Source organism: Synechococcus sp. H55.10, assembly GCF_047502715.1.
In the GTDB taxonomy this organism is placed as follows: Bacteria; Cyanobacteriota; Cyanobacteriia; order Thermostichales; family Thermostichaceae; genus Thermostichus.
Window position 1 is genome coordinate 1 of the sequence record NZ_JANSJJ010000261.1, and the last position, 20,840, is coordinate 20,840.

Here is a 20,840-nt window from a genome sequence, read left to right on the forward strand (position 1 = left end):
GGTTGCCTCTAGCTTCACGGCTTGCGAAGCAGATACCTTGAGCTTGCAGGAGATAGTCAGGACTTGGGCCATGTCACGATTATCCGTCGTCCGCATTCCTCCCGACCCTGACCGGCCCGCCTTCCCCCCGTATACGGGTGGACAGAGGGGGGTACAGGGCGGGGCTCCTGCGGTTTCTAGCTGAAGATTGCATCCATGCTCAACCGGGATCTCTAGCCGTCCGCGTCAGGGATCATGATCTTCTCCAGCGTCTCCACCCGCACAAACCCAATCACCTGCAATTGGTCAGGTTCTATCTCTAGGCTGAGCACCCGCAGCAGGATCCCGATCTCTTCCAGCTCTTGCAGGTCAAACACCCTATTGAGCCCGCCCAAGAAGGCTGCTGAGATCTCATCAGGAACCCGTACAGAACCGATGACAAACTCCGGATTCTCCAGCTTGAGGCTGCGCCCTTCTTCCACCCGGATCCCGGCGTTGAACACCACTTCGACCGACTGCTCGGTGCCGCCGTCCCGCTCCACCAAGAGGGCAGAAAGCTGAATACGGTTGGGATCCAAAAACTCGACGCGGGGCTGACGCAGGTCAAAACGGCGAGCTTCCCTGCCAGCTCCGCCAAAGGGCAGATCTGCTTGAATATCCTGAAACTGGCGGAGCACCTCTGGCAGGTTGAGGGCAGCATTCAAGTCCTCTTCTCGCACCACCACCCGCACCGCAGCTTGCAGAGGTCGCGCCAGGCGCAGGGGAGCCCCCTGAAAAAAAGAGGGATCGATCGCCACCGGATCGGTTTCCAACTCGAGAAGCTCAAGGCGGGGGAAAGGGGCCCGATACAGCCCGCGACCGGCAATCAGCAGGCGATCCGCTTGGCCCTTCAGCAGACGGTAGTTGGGCTGGCTTTGGATGCGCACCTCTAAAACCTCGGCCCGATCCAACTGATCCAGCAAAAGCTGCCGTGCCGTCTGATCTGCCAGATAGCCTGCTCCTCCTCCCAAGCCTGCCAACAGCCCCACGAGAATCGCCAGGAGCTCCATACTCACCACCCTGATGCGCCCCAGCCCAGGTTAGCAAAGGGGCCATCTTGGGGATCCCGGCTAGCGCAGCACCTTGAGGGGACTGGCCTCGATGGGGCGGTTGCCCAGGAAGGTTTTGGCAATTTTCAGGCCATCGGCCATCACCGGACGATTGAGAGCGGGATCATGGATGAATTTGGCCCCCGAGGCAACCGTTGGGCGCCCCTCGCCCCAGGTATCCACAACCTTAAGAGTTGCGGCGGCAACCGGACGTCCGTCGGCATAGTAATCCACCACCTTCAGGGTCGAAGCCCCCACCGGACGGTGGTCGATCTCGATCTTGCTGAACTTGACAGGGCTGGGGAAGACGGGCGGGCCGGATCTCTCCGTCAGCAGTACCGGCATCTGAGCAGAGGCCCCCTCAGCAGGCAGAGGAGCCAGGTTCAGAGGGCTACCCATCTGCGTTGGCGAGACGGAGTCCTTTCCCACAGAAGAGGCTTCTTGCTCTGGAAGCGTGCTGGAATGACCATTGGGAACGGCCATAAGAATCTCCCAAGTTGATAGAAAAACGAACCAAACAGGACGGGAAAGGATCTAGACCCAGTGGGGCGCTGCAGAAGATCCGTACAGCTCAGCCAGGCTAAAGTTGACCTCTTCAAATCCAAGCTAAGCCGAAATCTAAAAAGATTATAAACCAAACTTGGATATGGGATCCGCTGGGCACAGCTCGGCGCTCTCTTCAAACTGACCCTGTGTTCTGCTCTTGAGCTCATGGTTGTCCAGATGCAACCCATTGAACACCCCTGCGCAAGACCCAAAAGGGTTGGTACACTAGCGCTGGAGTGAGTTGGCCAGATCGATGGCGGGGATCCCTCATGTCTATTGGCGCTGGGCTATAGGGTAAAGCCGGCAGCACAGGCAAGATCTCGATTTCGGTGCGCTGGGTTTGGGGGAGAGATTGCGCAGGCCAAGTGGAGCTGCCGGAGCTGACTAGGCCATGTTGAGCGATTTGGCCAAAAATTGCACCATACCCCTGGGGAAGAATGGAATAGGATGAGCCTCTATATTCGGGCAAATGTTCAGGCGCCGTCATGATGGGATCCCCTACATGGAACCCTGAAATCTCCCCGCTTACCCCATCTCCAGACTCCTGGGCTACGGGCAGTGTGTACTTTCGCTCGGATGCCCAAGGGATCCATCTGCACCTGCCCAGCACCCTGACCTGGGAAGAAGTTTGGGAGAACTTGGTGTGGCAGTTGCGCAGCCGCAAACCCCACTGGGCAGGAGTGGCCCCCCTGACCCTGTGGTGCCAAGGGCGAGAGCTGGACATGCCTGCCTTACAAATCCTTGCTGCCCTGTTGTCCCAGCATGGACTGCAACTGTGGCGCGTCCAAACCGGATCCCGCTCGACGGCGATTGCGGCGGCGACGTTAGGCTATTCTGTGGAACAATCTTCCCCCTTGGAGGCGATTCCCCCTGTCCCCCCGGATACCACCCCCCTCTACCTGCGATCCACAGTGCGCTCGGGAATGTCCGTGCGCCACCGCGGCTCGGTCTTCTTGCTGGGGGATCTCAACCCTGGCGGCGAGATCATTGCGGGCGGAGACATTTGGGTTTGGGGACGTCTGCGAGGGCTGGTGCATGCCGGCGCCGAGGGAGATAGGAGTGCTGTGATCTTGGCTTTGCAGTTGGAGCCGACTCAGTTGCGCATTGCCGATCAGGTGGCCCGTCCACCCGAGGGTGGATCCCCCCCCGACACGCCAGAGGTGGTTTACTTGCAGGAGGATGCCATCTGCATTGCCAGCCTTCAGGATTTTCTGCGGAGGGGGGTATGAGCCGAGTCATTGTCGTAACCTCTGGCAAAGGCGGGGTGGGCAAAACCACCCTAACGGCCAACCTGGGCACTGCCTTGGCGCGCTTGGGTCGCTCGGTGGTGGTGGTGGATGCCGACTTTGGCCTGCGCAACCTGGACTTGTTGCTGGGGCTGGAGAATCGAGTGGTGTACACGGCTCTAGAGGTGATTGCGGGGGAATGTCGCCTTGAACAAGCGTTGGTGAAAGACAAACGCACCCCCAATCTCTCGCTGTTGCCAGCAGCCCAAACCCGCAACAAAACGGCGGCCAACCCAGATCAGATGCGCCAGTTGATCGAGAAGCTGGCCGGCAGCCACGACTATGTGCTGATCGACTGCCCGGCAGGGATCGAACAGGGGTTTCGCAATGCCATCGCGGGGGCCGGCGAGGCACTCATCGTCACCACCCCGGAGGTGGCGGCAGTGCGGGATGCAGATCGCGTAGTGGGCTTGTTGGAAGCTGCACAAATTGCACCGACCCAGCTTATCGTCAACCGCCTGCGCCCCGATATGGTGGTAGCCGGCCAGATGATGTCGGTGGAAGACGTGGTGGAGGTGCTGGCCATCCCCTTGGTGGGTATCATTCCAGAAGACCGGGAGGTGATCGTCTCCACCAACAAAGGGGAGCCCCTAGTCCTCTCGGCCAACCCAACTCTGGCTGCTCAGGCCATCCAGCGCATTGCCCGACGGCTGGAAGGGGAGACGGTGGAATTCCCCAAGTTGGCCAGCTTGGGTGAGTCTTTCTGGGAAAAAGCCAAGCGGTTTTTAAACCAAAAGGTGCTTTGAATGGCTCTTCTGCCTGATTTGGATTGGGTTTGCCCATCCCCATTCGCCTTAACGACTGACTCCAGCTACCGCTAAGGCCCATGCTTCTCGATTTCTTAGATCAGCTTTTCTCCCGCCACTCCGGCAGCAGCCGCGAGCAGGCCAAGCAACGCCTGAAACTGATCTTGGCCCACGACCGCACCGACCTCACCCCGGCAGCCTTGGAAGCGATGCGGCTGGAGATTTTGGGGGTGGTGTCCCGCTATGTGGAGCTGGATGCGGAGGGGCTGCAATTTCACTTGGCGGCAGAAGGGGGGACGACGGCCCTGATCGCCAACCTGCCCATTCGTCGTGTCAAGCCCCTGGCGGAGGCCGGCCCCTGCCAAGAGGACAGCCTGCAACAGGGAGCTGCCCCCTCCGAGGGCGGCCATTTGAGTTCACCTTCGGCCTGAGCTACCCTAGACTCAAGGAGCAGTAACTTCAAGGTGTTACATAAAAGTGTTACATTCGGCCAGAGTTTGCCTGTTCGTCAAGATGCTTTCTCGCTGCTCCCACCTGTGTCTGTCCCGGCCCGGAGCGACTTGTAGTTGTTAACAGCCTGTTCATGTCAACCTTCTGTGGCCCCAACGCTAACCAAGACAGAACTGCTGGGACAGAGTTCTCGCTAAGGGAGGTTGAGCCTCGGCATGGAAAACTCCTTTGAGCTGACGATCCTGTTTACGCTGGCCCTAGTGGCCGGGATCGCAGCTCAAGTCCTGGCCAATTTTGTCAAGGTGCCCAGCATTGTTTTCCTGCTCCTGTTTGGGGTGCTGCTGGGCCCGGATGGCCTGAGCTGGGTTCACCCCCAGGTTATGGGATCCGGGCTGGAGGCGCTGGTGTCGTTGGCGGTGGCTCTGATCCTGTTTGAGGGGGGGCTGAACCTGCGGCTGCAACGTCTCAACCAAGTCTCCGATAGCCTGCGCAATTTGGTGTTGCTGGGATCCCTGCTGACCTTGGTGGGGGGAGCGGTGGCGGCCCACTATTTGGGGGAGTTTCCCTGGCCCCTGGCCTTTTTGTTCGGATCCCTGGTGGTGGTGACGGGGCCGACGGTGATTAACCCCATCCTGAAGCGGGTACGGGTCGATTCCGCCGTCAGCACCCTGCTGGAAGGGGAAGGGGTGCTCATCGATCCGGTGGGGGCCATCTTGGCGGTGGTGGTGCTGCAGGTGGTGCTTTCTGGCCACCCCAGCTTCCTCATGGCCTTGGAGCAGTTGTCCAGCCGCTTGGCCATTGGGTCGGCGGTGGGGGCGCTGGGGGGCTGGCTGATGGGATCCTTTCTGCTCTGGTCGCGGCAGTTTTTGACGGAGGAGCTGCGCAACTCGGTGGTGCTGGCGGGGGCGCTGGGGGTGTTTGCCCTGGCCCAGTCGCTGCGCTCCGAGGCGGGGCTGATGGCGGTGGTGATGGCGGGCCTGGTGGTGCGGCAGAAGGCGGCCATTGCCGAGCGGAGCGTGCGCCAGTTCCACGGCCAGTTGGTGGTGGTCGCTATCTCGGTATTGTTTATCCTGCTCACGTCCACCCTCTCTCTGAAGGCGGTATTTGCTCTGGGCTGGGGAGCGTTGGCCACGGTGCTCTGCCTGATGCTGGTGGTGCGCCCCTTGAGCGTGTGGCTGTGTACCTGGCGCAGCGACCTCAATTGGCGGCAGAAGCTGTTTGTGGCCTGGCTGGCCCCCCGCGGCATTGTGGCGGCTTCGGTGGCCTCTTTGTTTGCCATTTTGCTCACCGAGCGGGGCATTACCGGGGGAGATGCCCTCAAGGCGCTGGTGTTTTTGACCATCTCGCTCACGGTGACGGTGCAGGGGCTGACCGCCGCCTGGGTGGCCCGCTGGCTGGGCTTGGATCAGGGCAGTTCTACCGTGATCGTCGGCAACCATCCGCTGGTCGACCAGTTGGCCCAGTTGCTGCGCTCCCTCAACCAGGCGGTGGAGGTGCTGCCACTGCCGTCGGGATCCCGTCTGCGCGAGCCTGTCGGCCCAGCCGAGCTCAACGGCCACAAAGCCGGCCATACCTCAGGGCCCCAGCCCCCCACCAGCAATGGGCTCTCCAAAGCTCTGCCCGTTCGCGTCAGCGGGACGGAGTCCTTGGAGGAACCTGGCCAGGTGCTTCCCGGATCTTTGCAGGAAGCCGTGCTGAGCGAGTCAGCCTTCTTGAAAGCCGATATCGACCATGCGGAGACGCTGCTGATCCTGACTTTGGATCCCCAGATGAACTGGGCCATTGCCGAGTTGATGGTGAAGCTCTCGGTTTCCGCTGCCATCTGGACGGTATTGCTGCCGGAGATGCCCATCTCAGAAGGGATCCGCACCCTGCCGATCCCCTTTTCCCAACTGCAGCGCTGGGCCGGCTACCTGGAGGCCAACCGGGCCGAGTTGCGCTCGATCACCCTGCCCACCTTGGCGGATCTGGGTCTGAAGCCCCCCCAATTGACAGTGGCCTCGGCCCAGGAGTCGATCTCGGCGGCGCGCTCAGCTCTGCTCAACCCCTTTTCAGCCCAGATGGAAGTGGAGGATCCCACGTTGGAGCGGCTGCGGGATCAGTTTGCCTACCGCATCAAAGCCGATCTCTGCCTGCCTTTGTTGCTGGTGCGCCCGCAGCGCTTGGGGGGCTGGTTCCGGGAGGGAGGCGGATCGTCTCAACTGGGCCGGTTGTTTTACCTGCCTGAGCCGGACGTTTGGCGACGCGGAGATCGCATCTACTACCTGGAGCGCACGTCCAGCCCTGTAGAGGCCGCTGCTCCCTTTGCCAGAGAGTCGGATCCCCCGGAATGGGATCCACCCTCAGCCGAGTTACTGCCCCAGTATGTTGAGGGCGTCAAGCTCCACTTTGATCTCTAGGGATCTCGAGGCAGCCAGCGGCCACTGGGGATGAGCGAGCACCCCTGCACCTGCTTGGGCCGACCTAGGTATACCCAGGCCGAGGTGCCGCTCTCCAATTGCACCCACCGTCGTTCGTACAGCCGCGGGTGATCTTCCAGCTCGTCTAGGCGGGGTAACAGGCTCAAGGGAATGCGGTAGCGCTCGCCGTAGAGCCGATTTTGGCCAGGAACCGCCATCGGGTAGGGGCCGAGATCGTAGAGGTCGATGTGGTTGAGGCTGTCGGTTCCCAAAAACTCTGCTCCTTGCAGCAGGCTGTGGTACTGGCCACCCCGCAGCAGGGATCCGTAAACGAAAACCACTGTCGTCTGTTCCATCGTGCTCTGGGACAGGGTGAATTAGGGAGATTGGGCCAATTTTTGGCCGATGCGCGGCTCCGAGCCGGCCAGCAGGCGCTCGATGTTGCGTCGATGAGCCCCGATCACATACACTCCGCCCGCCAAGGCAAACAACACATAGGGCAGAGGCTGAGCCATTGCCCACATCAGCAGCGGGGCCACCACCGCCGCCAGCAAAGAGCTGAAGGAGACAATGCGGGTGAGGGCGATCCCCAGTAGCCAGACTCCGCAAGTGGCCAGCGCCACCGGCCAAGCCATAGCCAACAAGATCCCCAGGCTGGTGGCCACCGATTTGCCCCCCTTGAAGCCCAGCCAACAGGAGCGGCTATGGCCGATCACCGCCCCCAGGGCCGCTACGACCACCCACCACGGCGATCCCAAAGCCGATCCCAGGGCCACCGCTGCCGCCCCCTTGGCAGCATCCACCAGCAACACCAGCAGCGCCGGCCCCTTGCCCAGCGTCCGCAACACATTGGTTGCCCCCGTCGAGCCGGATCCCTGTTGGCGGAGGTCGATGCCGCCCCACCAACGGCCTACCCAGTAGCCGGTGGGGATGGATCCCAGGAGATAGCCCCCCAGCGCCGCCAGGAGAGCCGCAAACAATGTAGGCATGGCCGGATCTTGAACGCTCTTCCCTCACTTTGCCACATGGCTTGAGCTGCAACTCCCTGACCTATTCATGAAACGTTTCTCTACGTCGTTGTTGCGACGCAATACTGCCGCGAACGCGCCTATCCCTAACTCCCCTCTCCCTCAGGGAGAGGGGTCGGGGGTGAGGGCTGCTCCCTCAGGGAGAGGGGTCGGGGGTGGTCGCGTGAGCGGCGCGGAGCGCTTGGGCCGGCGGCAAAGTGTCTTAGATCCTGTTGGAAACGACTGTAACTGCCGACAGTGGAGAGCGACCCTCCTCCAGAGGGCAAAGCTTCCCGCCATCGGCTAGATATCCAGAGCCGCCAGATCCAGATGGGCACTGTGAGCCTCAATAAACTCCCGTCGGGGGCCGACAGCATCTCCCATCAAGATGGTGAAAATGCGATCCGCCTCCACCGCATCTTCAATGGTGATCTGTTTGAGGGTGCGCGTTGCCGGGTTCATGGTGGTCTCCCAAAGTTGTTCGGGCATCATTTCCCCCAGACCCTTGAACCGTTGGATAGTGTACTTGGCGTTGGCCGGCAATCCCCGCACGATCTGATCCTTCTCGGCGTCGCTGTAGCAATAGCGAACATTATTGCGGCCCCACTCGATTTTGTAAAGCGGCGGACAGGCGATATAGACATAGCCCTGTTCCAGAAGGGCCTTTTGATAGCGGTAGAAAAAGGTCAGCAACAGGGTGCGAATGTGGCTGCCGTCCACGTCGGCATCGGTCATGAGGATGATGCGGTGGTAGCGCAGTTGGCTGGGATCAAATTCATCGCCTTTAACCCCCAACCCCAGCGCCGTGATCATCGCCTGAATCTCGGCATTTTTGTAGATCTTGGCGGGATCTGCCTTTTCGATGTTGAGGATCTTGCCGCGCAAAGGCAGTACCGCCTGAAACTGCCGATCCCGACCTTGTTTGGCGCTGCCCCCCGCCGAGTCGCCTTCCACCAAATACACCTCGGATTCGGCCGGGTCACGGCAACTGCAATCGGCCAACTTCCCCGGCAGCGTGGAAGATTCCAGGGCGGATTTGCGCCGCACCAATTCCCTGGCCCGCCGGGCTGCTTCGGCAGCGTTGAAGGACTGGATGGCTTTATCGACGATCCCCCTGGCCACGTTGGGGTTGAACTCCAGATACTCCGCCAGCGCCTCGGAGACGAGGGTCTGGACAATGCCCCGCACCTCCGTGTTGCCCAACTTGGTTTTGGTCTGCCCCTCAAACTCGGGGTTGGGTACTTTGACCGAGACGATAGCCGTCAGCCCCTCCCGCACGTTTTCTCCGGCCAGGTTGCTGTCAGAATCTTTGAGTTTGTTGAGCTTGCGGGCTTGGCTGTTGATGGTGAGGGTAAGAGAGGCTTTCAGGCCCTCCAAGTGGGTGCCCCCCTCGGTGGTGCGGATGTTGTTGGCAAAGCCGATCAACGTGTCGGTATAGACATCCGAGCACCACTGCAGCGCCACTTCCACCTCGACGCCATCCCGCTCCCCCCGTATGTAGATGATGTCGGAGTGAATGGGGTTTTTTTCGTGGTTGATGAAGGCTACATATTCCTTGATGCCGCCCGCATACTGATAGGTTTCGCGGTGCGGTGGATCCCGCCGCAGGTCGGTGAAGGTAATTTTCAGGCCAGCGTTGAGGTAGGCCAACTCGCGAAAGCGGGCCGCCAACAGAGCATAGTCGAACTCTCGCTCGGGAAAGATCAGCCCATCCGGCTTGAAGCGCACCTCTGTACCCCGCCGGTTGGATCCCTGGGGTTGCGGCTCGGATTGCAAGGATCCCACCACCGCCCCGCGCTCAAACCGCTGAAAGTGAACCTTGCCCTCCCGCCAAACCGTCACCTCCACCCATTCGGAGAGGGCATTTACCACCGACACCCCTACCCCGTGCAGCCCGCCGGAGACCTTATAACCGCCGCCGCCGAACTTGCCCCCCGCGTGCAACACCGTCAGCACCGTCACCAGGGCCGACTGCCCGGTTTTGGGATGAATATCCACCGGAATGCCGCGGCCATTGTCCAAAACAGACACCGAGCCATCGGGGTAGAGGGTAATCTGAATATCGTCGCAATAGCCGGCCAAAGCCTCATCGACGGAGTTGTCCACCACCTCGTACACCAAATGGTGCAACCCCTTGGGCCCGGTGGAACCAATGTACATGCCAGGCCGCTTGCGCACAGCCTCCAAGCCTTCCAAAACTTGGATCTGCTCTGCACCGTAGTTTTCCGTCATTCGCAACTCCAATCCTGAAGAAGACCCCCAGCCAAGATCCACAGAAACCCAGAAAATTGACCTTAAAGGCCAGGAGTGAGTCTAGTATCCCAAAAAACTGCCCCTATGGTAGCACAAAAGGCTAGAATAGCCACACAGACGCTTCTGGGGGCCGAGTTCAGGAGGGGATGCAGGTAGAGAAATCAGTCTATCTCTCCAGACCCTAACCCAGAAAGCTCTCCACCAACCCCGGCGGCGGCTGTACCTGAAGCGTGCCTTTTTCCAAATCCACAACGGGCACCAGGGCTTTTACAAAAGGGATCAACACCTGTCGGCGGTCAGGGGTTGTTATCTCCAGCACATCCTGGCCGGCGGCCAAAATCCCCGAAACCTGTCCCAGCAGCTCTCCTTGGTGATAGACGGCCAAGCCGATGAGATCGCGGTAGTGGTACTCCTCCGGCTGGAGGGGCAAGCGGTGGGAAGCCGGCACCAGCACCTTGGCTCCCACCCAAACCTCTGCCGCCGTTCGATCGGGGATCCCTTCCAGTCGCACCAAGTAAAGGCCCTTAGCCGGGAAAAATTGCCCCTCGATCAAAGGATGTAGTAGGGGCTCCGGATCCGCATCCCGCTGCAGCCAACGGGGCCCCGGCTGGGTGAGGCGCTCCGGGAAATCTGACCAGCACTTGACCCGCAGCCAGCCCCGCAGGCCGTGGGCCGCCACCACCTGCCCCACCAGCAGCCAAGCAGGAGCTCCTTCCTGGGCTGAAGCCACCATGGTTTAGTCGAGCCGAGGAAGATCCACCTCAGTTGGGAAAGCAGCGGAGGTGCGCAACGGTTGCGATCCGGAGCCCTGTCCGCTTTTGGCAACGTCCACCATGGAGACCAATCCTTGCAGGGTGCCGGGGATGGAGTTGGGATCCATAAAGATCACCTTCGAGCTGGGACTGCTGCCCACCTTGAAACCCATATCGATGTAGTTTTGCGCCATCAGGTATTGCAGCGCATTGACTGCCTCCGGGTTCTCCTGCAGAGTGGCGGCAATGGTTTTGATGGCCTCAGCCGTACCCTCGGCCAGCAGCAGCCGCTCCCGCTTCTCGGCCTCTGCTCGCAACAACTGTGCCTTAGCAGCCCCTGCCGCCTGATTGATGCTGGCCTGCTGTTCCCCTTCCGACTTGAGGATGGCGGCCCGCTTTTCCCGTTCGGCAGCCATTTGCTTTTCCATCGAGTCTTGCACCGTCTTAGAGGGCTGGATATCCCTGACTTCTACGCGGGTGATCTTGATCCCCCAGGGATCGGTGGCCTCGTCCAGTTCTGTCAAAAGGCGGGCGTTGATCTCGGCACGGGAGGAAAAGGTTTGATCCAAGTCCATGCGGCCAATTTCGGCGCGCAAGGCCGTCAGCACCAGATTAATCAAAGCCCGTTGCACATCCTCCACTGCATAGCGGGCCTTGATCATATCAGTGATGCGCCAATAAACCACTGCATCGGCCATCAGCGAAACGTTGTCGCTGGTGATGCACTGCTGCGGTGGCACGTCCAGTACCTTCTCGCGAATGGTTTCCTGGAAAACAATTCTGTCGAGGGGGGGGAGAATAACGTGCAGCCCTGGGGTTAGCTTGCGGTGAAACCGGCCCAAACGCTCTACCAGTGCCTCATACCCCTGGCTGATGATCTTGACCGAGTTGAACAGGTAGCCAATGAAGATGAGGGCAATGGCCGCTAAGATGCCTGGCATAAGGTTCTTCTCCTGACAGAGAGTTCAGCCCCTATTCTAGACGGTTGTTGGAACTGATCCCTTCACCTCGACACGCCTTAATAGAGACATGATGCATGAACAGGATAAGCAGACCTTCGGGACATATGGATTTTCTTAAGGTTTTCGGATCCGCGACCGACGACTTGAAGGTTACCCAGTAGAAAGCTTACGAGAGGATACCGTCTATGAAGCTGAACAGCAAGAACCTAGAAGTTGGCTTGAACAAAATCTACGATGTCATTGTCGCCGGCGGCGGCGCAGGGGGGTTGTCGGCGGCGATCTATCTGGCTCGCTACGGCTTGAGCTGCCTGGTCGTAGAAAAAGGCAGAGGCCGCTCTTTTTGGATGCAGGATTTGCGCAATTATCTCGGCCTACCTCCGACCACGCCAGGGCGGGAGCTGTTGCGACAGGGAAGGGAGCACGCCCTCAGCTTGGGGATGGACTATCTGTGGGGCTATGTGGAAGATGTGAAGGATGAGGGAGAGCTTTTTGCCGTCAAGGTCAAGGTGGGAAAAGTCAACAGCCTCTACCCCGTTTTTCGCAGCCGATATTTGATTGCAGCAACGGGCATCATCGACCATTTGCCGCAATTGCCCGACATGCAAAATGTTTACGAGTATGCAGGCTACTCGCTGCATGTTTGTATGATCTGCGATGGCCATGAAATGCGGGATCAAAAGGCGGTTTTGATCGTCGGCTCCGAGGCTCAAATCAACACCGCTTTTGTCCTCAACTGGTTTACGCCTTATATCTCGGTGTTGACCCACGGCCTCTGCTCGGTTGGCCCTGAAATGCGCCAAAAACTGGCCGAACACGGCTATCCCCTCTACGAAGCTCCCATTCGCCGTTTTTGGGGAGAAAACCACCAGATGAGAGGGGTAGAGCTGGAGGATGGCACCTACATTGAGGCTACCACCGGCTTGGTGGCGATGGGAGCCAAATACCACAACGACTACTTGAAAGGGATCCCTGACTTGAAATGGCAAGGGGAGAGTCTGCTCACCGACGAGTGGTGCCGCACTGCCCACCCGCGCCTGTTTGCGCTCGGGGATTTGAAGCAGGGCCTGAACCAGGTGTCAATTGCGGTTGCCGATGGCACCCTGGCTGCCACAGCCATCTGGCGGGACATCCGCCGCGCCTCTCCTGCTCGTAAATGGGAAGAGCGCCTGCGCTCATAAGTTGAGCTCATCCTGCTCTCTCTGGAGAGTTGGGGTAGCCTTCTGCCCTATGATTGTTGCGAAAGCCCCGGCAACTTCCATGCATTCTCTGAAAGCGGCGATCTTTTTCTTGGTTTTCCTATTGGTGGGGCTGTACTACTACGCGGTGGAGGCCCAACCGCTTTTCGATCTCAACCTAACCCTGACCTCAGAATACGACCCCGTTCTCCCGATTGAGAGCGTTCGAGTCGTGCGCGGCAGCAACCCGCAAGATCTCCTCATTTATTTGTCGGCTCCCTCTGCTGCTTGGGTTCATCAAGAGCGGGTGAACGGGCATTATTTGATCGACATTCCCTATGCCGTGATTACCCGTTCGACCCTTGTTGAGGTGCCTGCGGAGCTGCCCTACCGGCTGAGCTGGGGCAACCAGGACGAGCACACCGGGCGCCTGTTGATCACCCCTGCTCCCCCTCATGTGGAGGTGGTGCTGCAACACGGCTGGGCGGCAGATCCCAATTGGCTTGATCCTTGGGAAAACAGCCAGCCTTTGCCCCTGCCTTTGGAAGAGGTGCTGGAGCCCTTATTAGAGGTGCCGCCCCGTTCTGCTTTCCTCACCATTGACGATGGGCCCTGGCCACAGTCCACCCCTCGCCTTTTAGAGGTTTTGGATCAGCTACAGATTCCGGCCACCTTCTTTCTTATCGGCAATCATGTCTCTCAATTTCCAGAATTGGCCCAATCCATTCGGGCTCACCACCACACCATAGCCAACCATACGTTTACTCACGATTATCGACGCCTCTACAGCAGTGACGCGATCTTCTATGCCGAGGTGGATCAGACAACGCAACTGCTGAAAACGTTGCATTTGGATCCCCAACTGGTGGTTCGGCCGCCGGGAGGTTTTCGTCTCGATTCGGCTTTACGGCGTTCTTTGGAGCAGGCAGGGTATCGCGTTCTTTACTGGAACATGAGCCCAGAAGATGCCTATGCCGGCCAAACGGCGGCCCAACTGTTGGAACGCGTTCAAGCCCAGTTGCAGGTGTTCAAGAATTCGGATCAACCCCTGGTTTTGCTGCTGCACGATCGCTGGCCCCATACCGCCGAGGCCCTGCCGAATATCGTCGCCGCCATTGAAGAGGCAGGCTATCGCTTTTTGCCCTGGCCGGCTTTCAGGGATCCCGCTTGAAGGCGACTCTTCTCATCGGCTACCGCAGGAGTTTCCTGGCCAGAGAACTGAGGTGCGAAAGCCTGTACCTTGACAAGCTTTCCCCCAGGTAGCACATTGAAGGGTTACAGGAATTGGCTACAGGCCGGGAAGATGAGCGAGAGGACACTATTCGACAAGGTATGGGATGCTCACACGGTGCGGATGTTGCCCTCGGGGCAGACGCAGTTGTTCATCGGCCTGCACTTGATCCACGAGGTCACCAGCCCGCAAGCTTTTGCCATGCTGCGGGAGCGTCATCTGCCGGTTCTGTTCCCGGAGCGGACGGTGGCTACAGTGGATCACATCATTCCCACCGACGGCCGGGCGCGGCCTTTTGCCGATCCCTTGGCGGAGGAGATGATCCAGGAATTGGAGCGCAACTGTCGGCAACATGGCATTCGCTTCTACAACAGCGGCTCCGGTCGGCAGGGGATCGTGCATGTCATCGCGCCGGAGCAAGGGCTGACGCAGCCGGGGATGACCATTGCCTGCGGAGATAGCCACACGTCCACCCATGGGGCCTTTGGGGCGATTGCCTTCGGCATCGGCACCAGCCAGGTGCGGGACGTGTTGGCCACCCAAACCTTAGCTTTGTCCAAACTCAAGGTGCGCCGCATCGAGATCCAGGGCACGTTGGGGCCGGGGGTTTACGCTAAGGATGTTATCCTGCACATCATCCGCCGGCTGGGGGTCAAAGGCGGGGTGGGCTACGCCTACGAGTACGGCGGCAGCGCCATCGAGGCCATGAGTATGGAAGAGCGCATGACCCTCTGCAACATGTCCATCGAGGGGGGAGCCCGCTGCGGCTACGTCAATCCCGATGCGGTAACCTTTGAGTATCTAAAGGGGCGGGAGTTCGCTCCCCAGGGATCTGACTGGGAAGAGGCAGTGGCCTGGTGGAAAAGCCTGGCCAGTGACCCCGATGCGGTCTATGACGACGTGGTCGTGTTCCAAGCTGCCGACATTGCCCCGACGGTTACTTGGGGGATCACCCCCGGCCAGGGTATTGGCGTGGATGAGCGGATCCCGGCTCCCGAGGAGCTGCCGGAAAGCGAGCGGGAACTGGCCCAAGAGGCCTATGCTTACATGGATTTGCAGCCGGGGGATCCCATTGTGGGGACGCCGGTGGATGTCTGCTTCATTGGCAGTTGCACCAATGGCCGCTTAAGCGACCTGCGGGAGGCAGCCAAGATCGCCAAGGGGCGGCGGGTGGCGCCTGGGGTAAAGGCGTTTGTAGTACCCGGCTCGGAGCGGGTCAAGCAGGAGGCCGAACAGGAGGGCCTGCGGGAGATCTTCGAGGCAGCAGGGTTTGAGTGGCGGGATCCCGGCTGCTCCATGTGTTTGGCGATGAACCCGGATCGGTTGGTGGGGCGCCAGATCAGCGCCTCTTCTTCCAACCGCAACTTTAAGGGCCGTCAGGGATCCCCTACCGGGCGCACCCTGCTCATGAGCCCGGCCATGGTGGCGGCAGCGGCCGTGAGCGGCAAAGTGGTGGATGTGCGAACGCTGCTTTGAAACCGTGACGTACTCCCGCGCTCATGCTGACGCATAGAGTGCGGGCTTCAAGGACTACGTTCCGCTTCGCGAACACTAAAAATCTCGGCTGCTGCGAGTCAAAGCCTCTTGGATATCCAGATCCAGATCCCTCACCGATTCCAGCACCGAGCGCGTAATCAGCTTGCCTTGCTGGACCAAAATCGCGCCGGTTACAGGGTGCAAGAGCGGCTGTTCGGCCCGCCGCCCGATCAACGCCTCGATATCCTTAAAGGCATTGATGTACATCCCCGCCGGCAATTCCACCACCACCCCTTCTCCCAGGACCCGCGCTTGGCAGGCCAGTCGGGAATTGGGCTTGCAAGTGGTGATCACCTCCAGAGTGCGCTGCTCCCGCTTGGTGACCGGCGAGAGAGACTCCATCCCCTCTTTCACATACACATGGCAGGTGGCACAGAGGCCGCGCCCGCCGCACTCTTTCAACACATTCAGCTCTTCTTGCAGCAGCACCGAGAGCAAATTGCTGTTGGTGGCAATCTCAGACACCTGGGCAATGGGATCCAATCGCACGCGCTTGACCATGGTTCTCCCCTGTTACATGCCTTAACATTAGCTTGCCCAGGCGAGGGATCCTAGCGCCCTCTGCCTTGTATTATTGAATACTTTGGTGGGCCAGTCGAGCCTCTTGTGGGGAATTGGGCTAGATTGGATCCCACTGCTGATTGCTGTTGTTCACTCTCAACGTTTTGGCGGCATGGGTTCTCCGGCCATCCAGTGGTATCCCGGCCATATTGCCAAGGCCATTGGCCAATTGCGGGAACAGTTGCAGCGGGTGGATGTGGCGATCGAGGTGGTGGATGCACGGATCCCGTTGGCCAGCCGCCATCCCGATCTGGGCCAATGGCTGGGGGAAAAACCTCGCCTCCTGGCTCTGAACAGGGTGGATTGTATCGAAGCCAGGGATCTGAAAGCTTGGCAGGAGTATTTTTTACGGCAAGGGATCCCTGTCTATCCCACCAACGGCCAATCGGGAGAAGGAGTGAATCGCCTTAAACAGGCGATTTTGCAACTGGGGCAGGCGGTCAATAGGCGACGTCAACAGCGGGGCATGCGACCGCGGGCGGTTCGGGCCGTGGTGGTGGGCTTTCCCAACGTGGGCAAATCCGCTTTGCTGAACCGGCTTTTGGGGCGGCGGGCCGTCGAGAGCGCCGCACGTCCGGGGGTGACGCGGCAATTGCGATGGGTGCGGCTGGGAGGGGAGTTGGATCTGTTGGACTCGCCGGGCATCATTCCGCCCTCTCTGCCGGATCAGCAGGCGGCCTCTCTGTTGGCCATCTGCGATGACATCGGCGCAGCCGCCTACGATCCCGAACGGGTGGCGGCCCACTTTTTGGATCAGGTGCTGAAGGTGCAGCCCCAAGCCCAAGCGCTCCTACAAAAGCGCTACGGCTGGACGGATGCGATCCCTCTCGGCAACGTAGCCGTGCAAGAGCTGGCCGAGCGACGCTATCAGGGGAATCCCGAACGAGCGGCGCGGCAAATTCTCAACGACTATCGCAAGGGCTTGCTGGGGCCACTGGTCTTGGAACTCCCTCCCGATACCTGAGCCGCCCAAAAGAAAGTCACGTGGGGCCGCCAGGGGGCATTGACTTTATCTGGAAACCATTCACACTTGTCCCCAGCCGGGATCCAAGCTCTGTTTCCAGGGCCGGTACACCTTGAAGTAGACAACAGAACCCACTTGCCTGGCCAAGGCTTTGGCGAAAGTGTCTCCGCCCATACAGCGCTGGCAAACGGGATGGTTCACCTGCAAGCGATGGAACCCCTGCCGCAGCACACAGGCCGGCTGGCCCCGCAAAATGTCGGCCAGGGATCTCCCCGGCGCCACCTGCCCCAGTGGAATTCGCCCTTCGTAGTCTTTGCAGCAAGGCACCACCGTACCGTCGTAGAGGATCCCCGCCTGAGCAGAAGCCCCATTGCAGTATCCCCAACGGGCTGGGATCACCCGGTTTGTTTCCACATTGCCCCAACTGTCCAACGGGAACGTTTCCAAAACCAAGCGCGGATGGATGGGGATCTGCTGCCAGCGGCCCGCTCGATAAGTGGCAATCTGGGCGTCCACCCAATCGGGAGCCGGTGCATCAGGGATCCCTTGCAAAGCTCGTCTGGCCCAAGCCGAGAGCTGAGCGCGCATCTGCTGGGCAGAATCGATCACCGAAAGAGCCTTGTGCGGCACCAAAAAAGGGTGGGGGCTGGTATCCAGGAACTTGAGATGCACCCGCGTAGGGCTGGTCGAGCGCAAATGCGTCTGCAGAAACTGGGTGATCCCGGCAAAGTAGCGCTCCGGCGTCAGGCGGGTCGGTGCTCCGCGGATGCTGAAGGTAGCCGGATCGGGAGTTTGCAGAGAGAGCGTCAACTTCGTCAGCCGGCTGCGGCTCAGCTTTTCAACGTGCTCCGGCCAGAGGGCGAAGGTGCTACCGTTGCTGGTCAAGTGCAGGCGGAGACCAAGCTCAGCGGCCCTGTGAATGCCCTCAAAAAGGTGTGGGTAGAGCAACGGCTCCCCCATCAGGTGAAAAGCAATCACGCGGGCTAGCCCTGTTGCCGCTACCTCTGCCAAAATCTGCTCCAGCAGCGCGGGATCCATATGCCCCCGCCGCCGTTGCATGATCGCATCTGGACAAAACTCACACTTAAAGTTGCAAACGTTGGTTACCTCGATGTGTAGTCGCTCCAGTGGGGAAACAGCAGCAGGCATAGAGAAAACCTGGGCGGAAGCAGGCTGAGGACAAATGGCGGATCCCCCACTGGCGCTAGGTAGTGATACGCTGTTGAGAAGGTTAGATCCAGATTGGAGCCATTGTAATGCTGAAATGTACCACCCGCCACGTTCACATCTTTGCCGGCGAGGTTACTGCCGACAACAACTTTGTGCCCCGCGACGATCTGCTCACCCTCGATGTGGATCCGGATAACGAGCTGGTCTGGAACGATGCCGCCCTGCGGAAGGTCTATGCCCGCTTTGAGGAATTGGTGGAAGAGTACAGGGGCCGGGATCTGACCGAGTACAACCTACGGCGCATCGGGTCTGACCTGGAACACTTCATTCGCTCTCTCCTCAAGCAGGGGGAGATTGCCTACAACCTGCAAGGGCGCACCCCCAACTACAGCATGGGATTCCCCCAGATCCCTGCCGAAGGGATCGTCGGCCAGTACATCCCCAAAGGCTAGCCCTCTTCGCCCTTCTGGACAGATCTAGCCCATTTGAGTCTGTAGCCCAACTTACTTGTTGTCGGAGCACCGATCCATGTCTGGAGAACCCACCCCTCAAGAGACCACTGGCGAAAAGTCGGCCCCTGTCGAGGTCGCCAATCCTGCTACTGAGGCGACTGGCTCCGCCAAAGCCGCGGCGAAAAAACCAGCCAAGGAAGAGAAGCCTTTTGAGCAACTGATTGCAGAAGACGTGATCCCAGCAACCATCGCCGCTTTTGAGAAACGCGGCGTCAACGATCTGCAACTGCGGCTGGAGGGCAAGACGCTGGTCGGCTCATTTGCCGGCGGCAAGAAGCAGTTTAGCGTCCTCTTTGCTGAGGGATCCCTCAACGGGCCCAAGTTCTTCCGCTGTGCTGTTGAAGGATCCCCGGCCAGCACCCTCGAGTCTTTTATGATCGACGAGCGCCGCGTGGACGTGAACCTGTTTGTTTTCTATCTGGTGCAGCGCCTCTACGCCCAGCAGTGGTATTGAGGGATCCAAGCTCCTAGATAGCCCAGCCAAATCGCGCCTGTTCTGCCAGAAGGGATCCCTATTCGGGGATCCCTTTTCGCTGAGGCGGGGGATGGGCTAGCGAAGCCAAAAGAGATTATCTTTTGTGAAGAAAAGTAAGGCGGTGCTACGGGAGATCTCGAAATGTACATCGTGCAGATTGCGTCGGAATGTGCCCCCGTCATTAAGGCGGGTGGGCTAGGGGATGTGGTGTACGGCCTCAGCCGGGAGCTAGAAGTGCGGGGGCACTGTGTCGAGCTGGTTTTGCCCAAGTACGACACTATGCGCTACGACCAGATCTGGGGCTTGCACGATGCCTACCGCGACCTCTGGGTGCCCTGGTATGGGGGAGCCATCCACTGCTCGGTGTACTGCGGCTGGGTACATGGCCGCCTTTGCTTTTTTATTGAGCCCCACTCCGGCGACAACTTCTTCAATCGCGGCTGCTACTATGGTTGCCCAGACGACAACATGCGCTTTGCTTTTTTCAGCAAGGCAGCTTTGGAGTTTCTCCTCAAAAGCAACAAGCGCCCCGACATCATCCACTGTCACGACTGGCAGACAGGACTGGTGCCGGTACTGCTCTTTGAGATCTACAAGTACCACGGCATGGAAAACCAGCGGGTATGCTACACCATCCACAACTTCAAGCACCAGGGCTTTGGCGGCCCGGAAATTCTTTGGGCCACTGGCCTCAATCGGGAGCCCTATTACTTCCACTACGATCGTCTGCGAGATAACTTTAACCCCTTTGCCCTCAACTTTATGAAGGGCGGGATCGTCTTTTCCAACTTTGTCACCACGGTTTCTCCCAACCACGCCCTGGAAGTGCGATTTGGCGATTACGGCTATGGGCTGGGTCACACGCTTTATTTACACCAGCACAAGTTTCGCGGCGTCCTGAACGGCATCGATTACGATATTTGGAACCCTGAGATCGACCGCTTTATTCCTTTTCGCTACACAGCGCAAACCTTGGAAAACAAGGCCAAAAACAAAAGAGCCCTGCGGGAACGGCTGCTGTTGCAAGATGTCGAAAAGCCGATTGTGGCCTATATCGGACGCCTCGATGAACAGAAAGGCGTGCATCTGGTGCACCACGCCATCTACCGCTCCCTGTTCAAAAATGCCCAGTTTGTTCTCCTGGGATCCGCCACGGAGCCGGGGATCGGCGCCTGGTTTGCCCATGAGAAACGCTACCTCAACGACAACCCCGACGTTCACATCGAGCTGGGTTTCAACGAAGAACTTTCCCACCTCATCTATGCAGGGGCAGACATCCTGGTGGTGCCCAGCCACTACGAGCCCTGCGGCCTCACCCAGATGATCGGCCTCAAGTACGGCACAGTTCCGGTGGTGAGGGGCGTGGGCGGCCTGGTGGATACCGTTTTTGACCGCGACTACGACAGTTGCAAATTGCCTGAGCAACGCAATGGCTACGTGTTCTACCACACGGATCACGCAGCCCTAGAGTCGGCGCTGGATCGGGCCATCGACCTGTGGTACACCGCCCCCGACCAGTTTCGCCAACTGCAGATCCAGGGCATGAGCTACGACTACTCCTGGAACTACCCCGGCAAAGAATACCTGGAGATCTACGACCAAATTCGCCACCGCTGGTCCTGACCAACATCCCCCCGCCGCCCGGCGGCCACCAGCGATCCCCAGCGATCCCAGCCCTTGACCGCGAGGGAGAAATGCTGGACGATAGGTAGCAATGCTGCTCTTAACCTTCCCTACAGATTGATTGC

General features: G+C 59.5%; 20 protein-coding genes. 11 read left to right on the top strand and 9 right to left on the bottom strand.

Annotated features, from left to right (window positions below):
- Nucleotides 1-212: 212 nt before the first annotated feature.
- Together NW858_RS12920 and NW858_RS12925 are read right to left on the bottom strand one after the other, a co-directional pair.
- Nucleotides 213-1,028 carry a DUF2993 domain-containing protein gene (locus tag NW858_RS12920; RefSeq protein ID WP_414520648.1) on the bottom strand — a complete coding sequence of 272 codons (816 nt, stop codon included), beginning with the start codon at nucleotides 1,026-1,028 and terminating at the stop codon, nucleotides 213-215.
- Nucleotides 1,029-1,088: 60 nt separating this feature from the next.
- Complete coding sequence (locus NW858_RS12925) at nucleotides 1,089-1,550, bottom strand: hypothetical protein (RefSeq protein WP_414335779.1); 462 nt, start codon at nucleotides 1,548-1,550, stop codon at nucleotides 1,089-1,091.
- Between the two features lie 551 nt (nucleotides 1,551-2,101).
- Here NW858_RS12925 and minC point away from each other — a divergent pair.
- From minC to NW858_RS12945, 4 genes are all read left to right on the top strand, one after another.
- Nucleotides 2,102-2,842 carry a septum site-determining protein MinC gene (gene minC / locus NW858_RS12930; protein ID WP_414335788.1) on the top strand — a complete coding sequence of 247 codons (741 nt, stop codon included), beginning with the start codon at nucleotides 2,102-2,104 and terminating at the stop codon, nucleotides 2,840-2,842.
- Nucleotides 2,839-3,645, top strand: a complete 807-nt coding sequence (gene minD, locus NW858_RS12935; RefSeq protein ID WP_414337293.1) for a septum site-determining protein MinD — start codon at nucleotides 2,839-2,841, stop codon at nucleotides 3,643-3,645. Before minC ends, minD begins: the two co-directional genes overlap by 4 nt.
- Nucleotides 3,646-3,725: 80 nt before the next feature.
- Nucleotides 3,726-4,076, top strand: coding sequence for a cell division topological specificity factor MinE (minE, locus tag NW858_RS12940; protein ID WP_414335782.1), 351 nt, complete (start codon nucleotides 3,726-3,728; stop codon nucleotides 4,074-4,076).
- Between the two features lie 234 nt (nucleotides 4,077-4,310).
- Nucleotides 4,311-6,494: a cation:proton antiporter gene (locus NW858_RS12945; protein ID WP_414335783.1), complete on the top strand. Its 2,184-nt coding sequence runs from the start codon at nucleotides 4,311-4,313 to the stop codon at nucleotides 6,492-6,494.
- Here the strand turns inward: NW858_RS12945 and NW858_RS12950 are convergent.
- The 5 genes from NW858_RS12950 to NW858_RS12970 all read right to left on the bottom strand — a co-directional run bounded on the left by NW858_RS12950 (nucleotide 6,491) and on the right by NW858_RS12970 (nucleotide 11,447).
- Nucleotides 6,491-6,835, bottom strand: a complete 345-nt coding sequence (locus NW858_RS12950) for a gamma-glutamylcyclotransferase (protein WP_414335785.1) — start codon at nucleotides 6,833-6,835, stop codon at nucleotides 6,491-6,493. The two genes, NW858_RS12945 and NW858_RS12950, sit on opposite strands and share 4 nt — an antisense overlap.
- Before the next feature lie 36 nt (nucleotides 6,836-6,871).
- Nucleotides 6,872-7,483, bottom strand: a complete 612-nt coding sequence (plsY, locus tag NW858_RS12955; protein WP_414335787.1) for a glycerol-3-phosphate 1-O-acyltransferase PlsY — start codon at nucleotides 7,481-7,483, stop codon at nucleotides 6,872-6,874.
- 321 nt (nucleotides 7,484-7,804) lie between these two features.
- The gene (gene gyrB, locus NW858_RS12960; protein WP_414520649.1) at nucleotides 7,805-9,733 is read right to left on the bottom strand and encodes a DNA topoisomerase (ATP-hydrolyzing) subunit B; all 1,929 of its coding nucleotides are present in this window, start codon (nucleotides 9,731-9,733) and stop codon (nucleotides 7,805-7,807) included.
- A 202-nt stretch (nucleotides 9,734-9,935) separates the two neighbouring features.
- Complete coding sequence (gene rimM, locus NW858_RS12965) at nucleotides 9,936-10,487, bottom strand: ribosome maturation factor RimM (RefSeq protein ID WP_414335673.1); 552 nt, start codon at nucleotides 10,485-10,487, stop codon at nucleotides 9,936-9,938.
- 3 nt (nucleotides 10,488-10,490) lie between these two features.
- On the bottom strand, nucleotides 10,491-11,447 hold the full coding sequence (locus NW858_RS12970) for an SPFH domain-containing protein (protein WP_414337296.1): 957 nt from the start codon (nucleotides 11,445-11,447) through the stop codon (nucleotides 10,491-10,493).
- A gap of 206 nt (nucleotides 11,448-11,653) precedes the next feature.
- Here NW858_RS12970 and NW858_RS12975 point away from each other — a divergent pair, with 206 nt between their 5' ends.
- From NW858_RS12975 to leuC, 3 genes are all read left to right on the top strand, one after another.
- Nucleotides 11,654-12,646 (top strand): NAD(P)/FAD-dependent oxidoreductase, encoded by a 993-nt coding sequence (locus tag NW858_RS12975; RefSeq protein ID WP_414347596.1) that lies wholly within the window; start codon nucleotides 11,654-11,656, stop codon nucleotides 12,644-12,646.
- A gap of 79 nt (nucleotides 12,647-12,725) precedes the next feature.
- Nucleotides 12,726-13,814 (top strand): polysaccharide deacetylase family protein, encoded by a 1,089-nt coding sequence (locus NW858_RS12980; protein ID WP_414335678.1) that lies wholly within the window; start codon nucleotides 12,726-12,728, stop codon nucleotides 13,812-13,814.
- A 132-nt stretch (nucleotides 13,815-13,946) separates the two neighbouring features.
- Nucleotides 13,947-15,350 (top strand): 3-isopropylmalate dehydratase large subunit, encoded by a 1,404-nt coding sequence (gene leuC / locus NW858_RS12985; protein ID WP_414335680.1) that lies wholly within the window; start codon nucleotides 13,947-13,949, stop codon nucleotides 15,348-15,350.
- A 75-nt stretch (nucleotides 15,351-15,425) separates the two neighbouring features.
- On the opposite strand, the gene NW858_RS12990 is transcribed toward leuC, so the two are convergent.
- Nucleotides 15,426-15,911, bottom strand: a complete 486-nt coding sequence (locus tag NW858_RS12990; protein ID WP_414335682.1) for a 2Fe-2S iron-sulfur cluster-binding protein — start codon at nucleotides 15,909-15,911, stop codon at nucleotides 15,426-15,428.
- A 172-nt stretch (nucleotides 15,912-16,083) separates the two neighbouring features.
- On the opposite strand from NW858_RS12990, the gene ylqF reads away from it, so the two are divergent.
- Complete coding sequence (ylqF, locus tag NW858_RS12995) at nucleotides 16,084-16,935, top strand: ribosome biogenesis GTPase YlqF (RefSeq protein ID WP_414335692.1); 852 nt, start codon at nucleotides 16,084-16,086, stop codon at nucleotides 16,933-16,935.
- Between the two features lie 60 nt (nucleotides 16,936-16,995).
- Here the strand turns inward: ylqF and NW858_RS13000 are convergent, their stop codons facing one another.
- Nucleotides 16,996-18,084, bottom strand: coding sequence for a radical SAM/SPASM domain-containing protein (locus NW858_RS13000; RefSeq protein WP_414335693.1), 1,089 nt, complete (start codon nucleotides 18,082-18,084; stop codon nucleotides 16,996-16,998).
- Between the two features lie 107 nt (nucleotides 18,085-18,191).
- Between NW858_RS13000 and NW858_RS13005 the strand changes: the two genes are divergently transcribed.
- The 3 genes from NW858_RS13005 (at nucleotide 18,192) to glgA (ending at nucleotide 20,715) form a co-directional block, all read left to right on the top strand.
- Nucleotides 18,192-18,557: an NAD(P)H-quinone oxidoreductase subunit M gene (locus NW858_RS13005; protein WP_414426990.1), complete on the top strand. Its 366-nt coding sequence runs from the start codon at nucleotides 18,192-18,194 to the stop codon at nucleotides 18,555-18,557.
- Between the two features lie 76 nt (nucleotides 18,558-18,633).
- Nucleotides 18,634-19,071 carry a DUF2996 domain-containing protein gene (locus NW858_RS13010; protein ID WP_414368347.1) on the top strand — a complete coding sequence of 146 codons (438 nt, stop codon included), beginning with the start codon at nucleotides 18,634-18,636 and terminating at the stop codon, nucleotides 19,069-19,071.
- 162 nt (nucleotides 19,072-19,233) lie between these two features.
- On the top strand, nucleotides 19,234-20,715 hold the full coding sequence (glgA, locus tag NW858_RS13015; RefSeq protein ID WP_414335696.1) for a glycogen synthase GlgA: 1,482 nt from the start codon (nucleotides 19,234-19,236) through the stop codon (nucleotides 20,713-20,715).
- Nucleotides 20,716-20,840 lie beyond the last annotated feature (125 nt).

What these genes read in the sequence shown, in the direction of transcription:
- NW858_RS12920 (WP_414520648.1), bottom strand. Translation starts at nt 1,028, where the DNA reads ATGGAGCTCCTGGCGATTCTCGTGGGGCTGTTGGCAGGCTTGGGAGGA.
- NW858_RS12925 (WP_414335779.1), bottom strand. Translation starts at nt 1,550, where the DNA reads ATGGCCGTTCCCAATGGTCATTCCAGCACGCTTCCAGAGCAAGAAGCC.
- minC (WP_414335788.1), top strand. Translation starts at nt 2,102, where the DNA reads ATGGGATCCCCTACATGGAACCCTGAAATCTCCCCGCTTACCCCATCT.
- minD (WP_414337293.1), top strand. Translation starts at nt 2,839, where the DNA reads ATGAGCCGAGTCATTGTCGTAACCTCTGGCAAAGGCGGGGTGGGCAAA.
- minE (WP_414335782.1), top strand. Translation starts at nt 3,726, where the DNA reads ATGCTTCTCGATTTCTTAGATCAGCTTTTCTCCCGCCACTCCGGCAGC.
- NW858_RS12945 (WP_414335783.1), top strand. Translation starts at nt 4,311, where the DNA reads ATGGAAAACTCCTTTGAGCTGACGATCCTGTTTACGCTGGCCCTAGTG.
- plsY (WP_414335787.1), bottom strand. Translation starts at nt 7,483, where the DNA reads ATGCCTACATTGTTTGCGGCTCTCCTGGCGGCGCTGGGGGGCTATCTC.
- gyrB (WP_414520649.1), bottom strand. Translation starts at nt 9,733, where the DNA reads ATGACGGAAAACTACGGTGCAGAGCAGATCCAAGTTTTGGAAGGCTTG.
- rimM (WP_414335673.1), bottom strand. Translation starts at nt 10,487, where the DNA reads ATGGTGGCTTCAGCCCAGGAAGGAGCTCCTGCTTGGCTGCTGGTGGGG.
- NW858_RS12970 (WP_414337296.1), bottom strand. Translation starts at nt 11,447, where the DNA reads ATGCCAGGCATCTTAGCGGCCATTGCCCTCATCTTCATTGGCTACCTG.
- NW858_RS12975 (WP_414347596.1), top strand. Translation starts at nt 11,654, where the DNA reads ATGAAGCTGAACAGCAAGAACCTAGAAGTTGGCTTGAACAAAATCTAC.
- NW858_RS12980 (WP_414335678.1), top strand. Translation starts at nt 12,726, where the DNA reads ATGCATTCTCTGAAAGCGGCGATCTTTTTCTTGGTTTTCCTATTGGTG.
- leuC (WP_414335680.1), top strand. Translation starts at nt 13,947, where the DNA reads ATGAGCGAGAGGACACTATTCGACAAGGTATGGGATGCTCACACGGTG.
- NW858_RS12990 (WP_414335682.1), bottom strand. Translation starts at nt 15,911, where the DNA reads ATGGTCAAGCGCGTGCGATTGGATCCCATTGCCCAGGTGTCTGAGATT.
- ylqF (WP_414335692.1), top strand. Translation starts at nt 16,084, where the DNA reads ATGGGTTCTCCGGCCATCCAGTGGTATCCCGGCCATATTGCCAAGGCC.
- NW858_RS13000 (WP_414335693.1), bottom strand. Translation starts at nt 18,084, where the DNA reads ATGCCTGCTGCTGTTTCCCCACTGGAGCGACTACACATCGAGGTAACC.
- NW858_RS13005 (WP_414426990.1), top strand. Translation starts at nt 18,192, where the DNA reads ATGCTGAAATGTACCACCCGCCACGTTCACATCTTTGCCGGCGAGGTT.
- NW858_RS13010 (WP_414368347.1), top strand. Translation starts at nt 18,634, where the DNA reads ATGTCTGGAGAACCCACCCCTCAAGAGACCACTGGCGAAAAGTCGGCC.
- glgA (WP_414335696.1), top strand. Translation starts at nt 19,234, where the DNA reads ATGTACATCGTGCAGATTGCGTCGGAATGTGCCCCCGTCATTAAGGCG.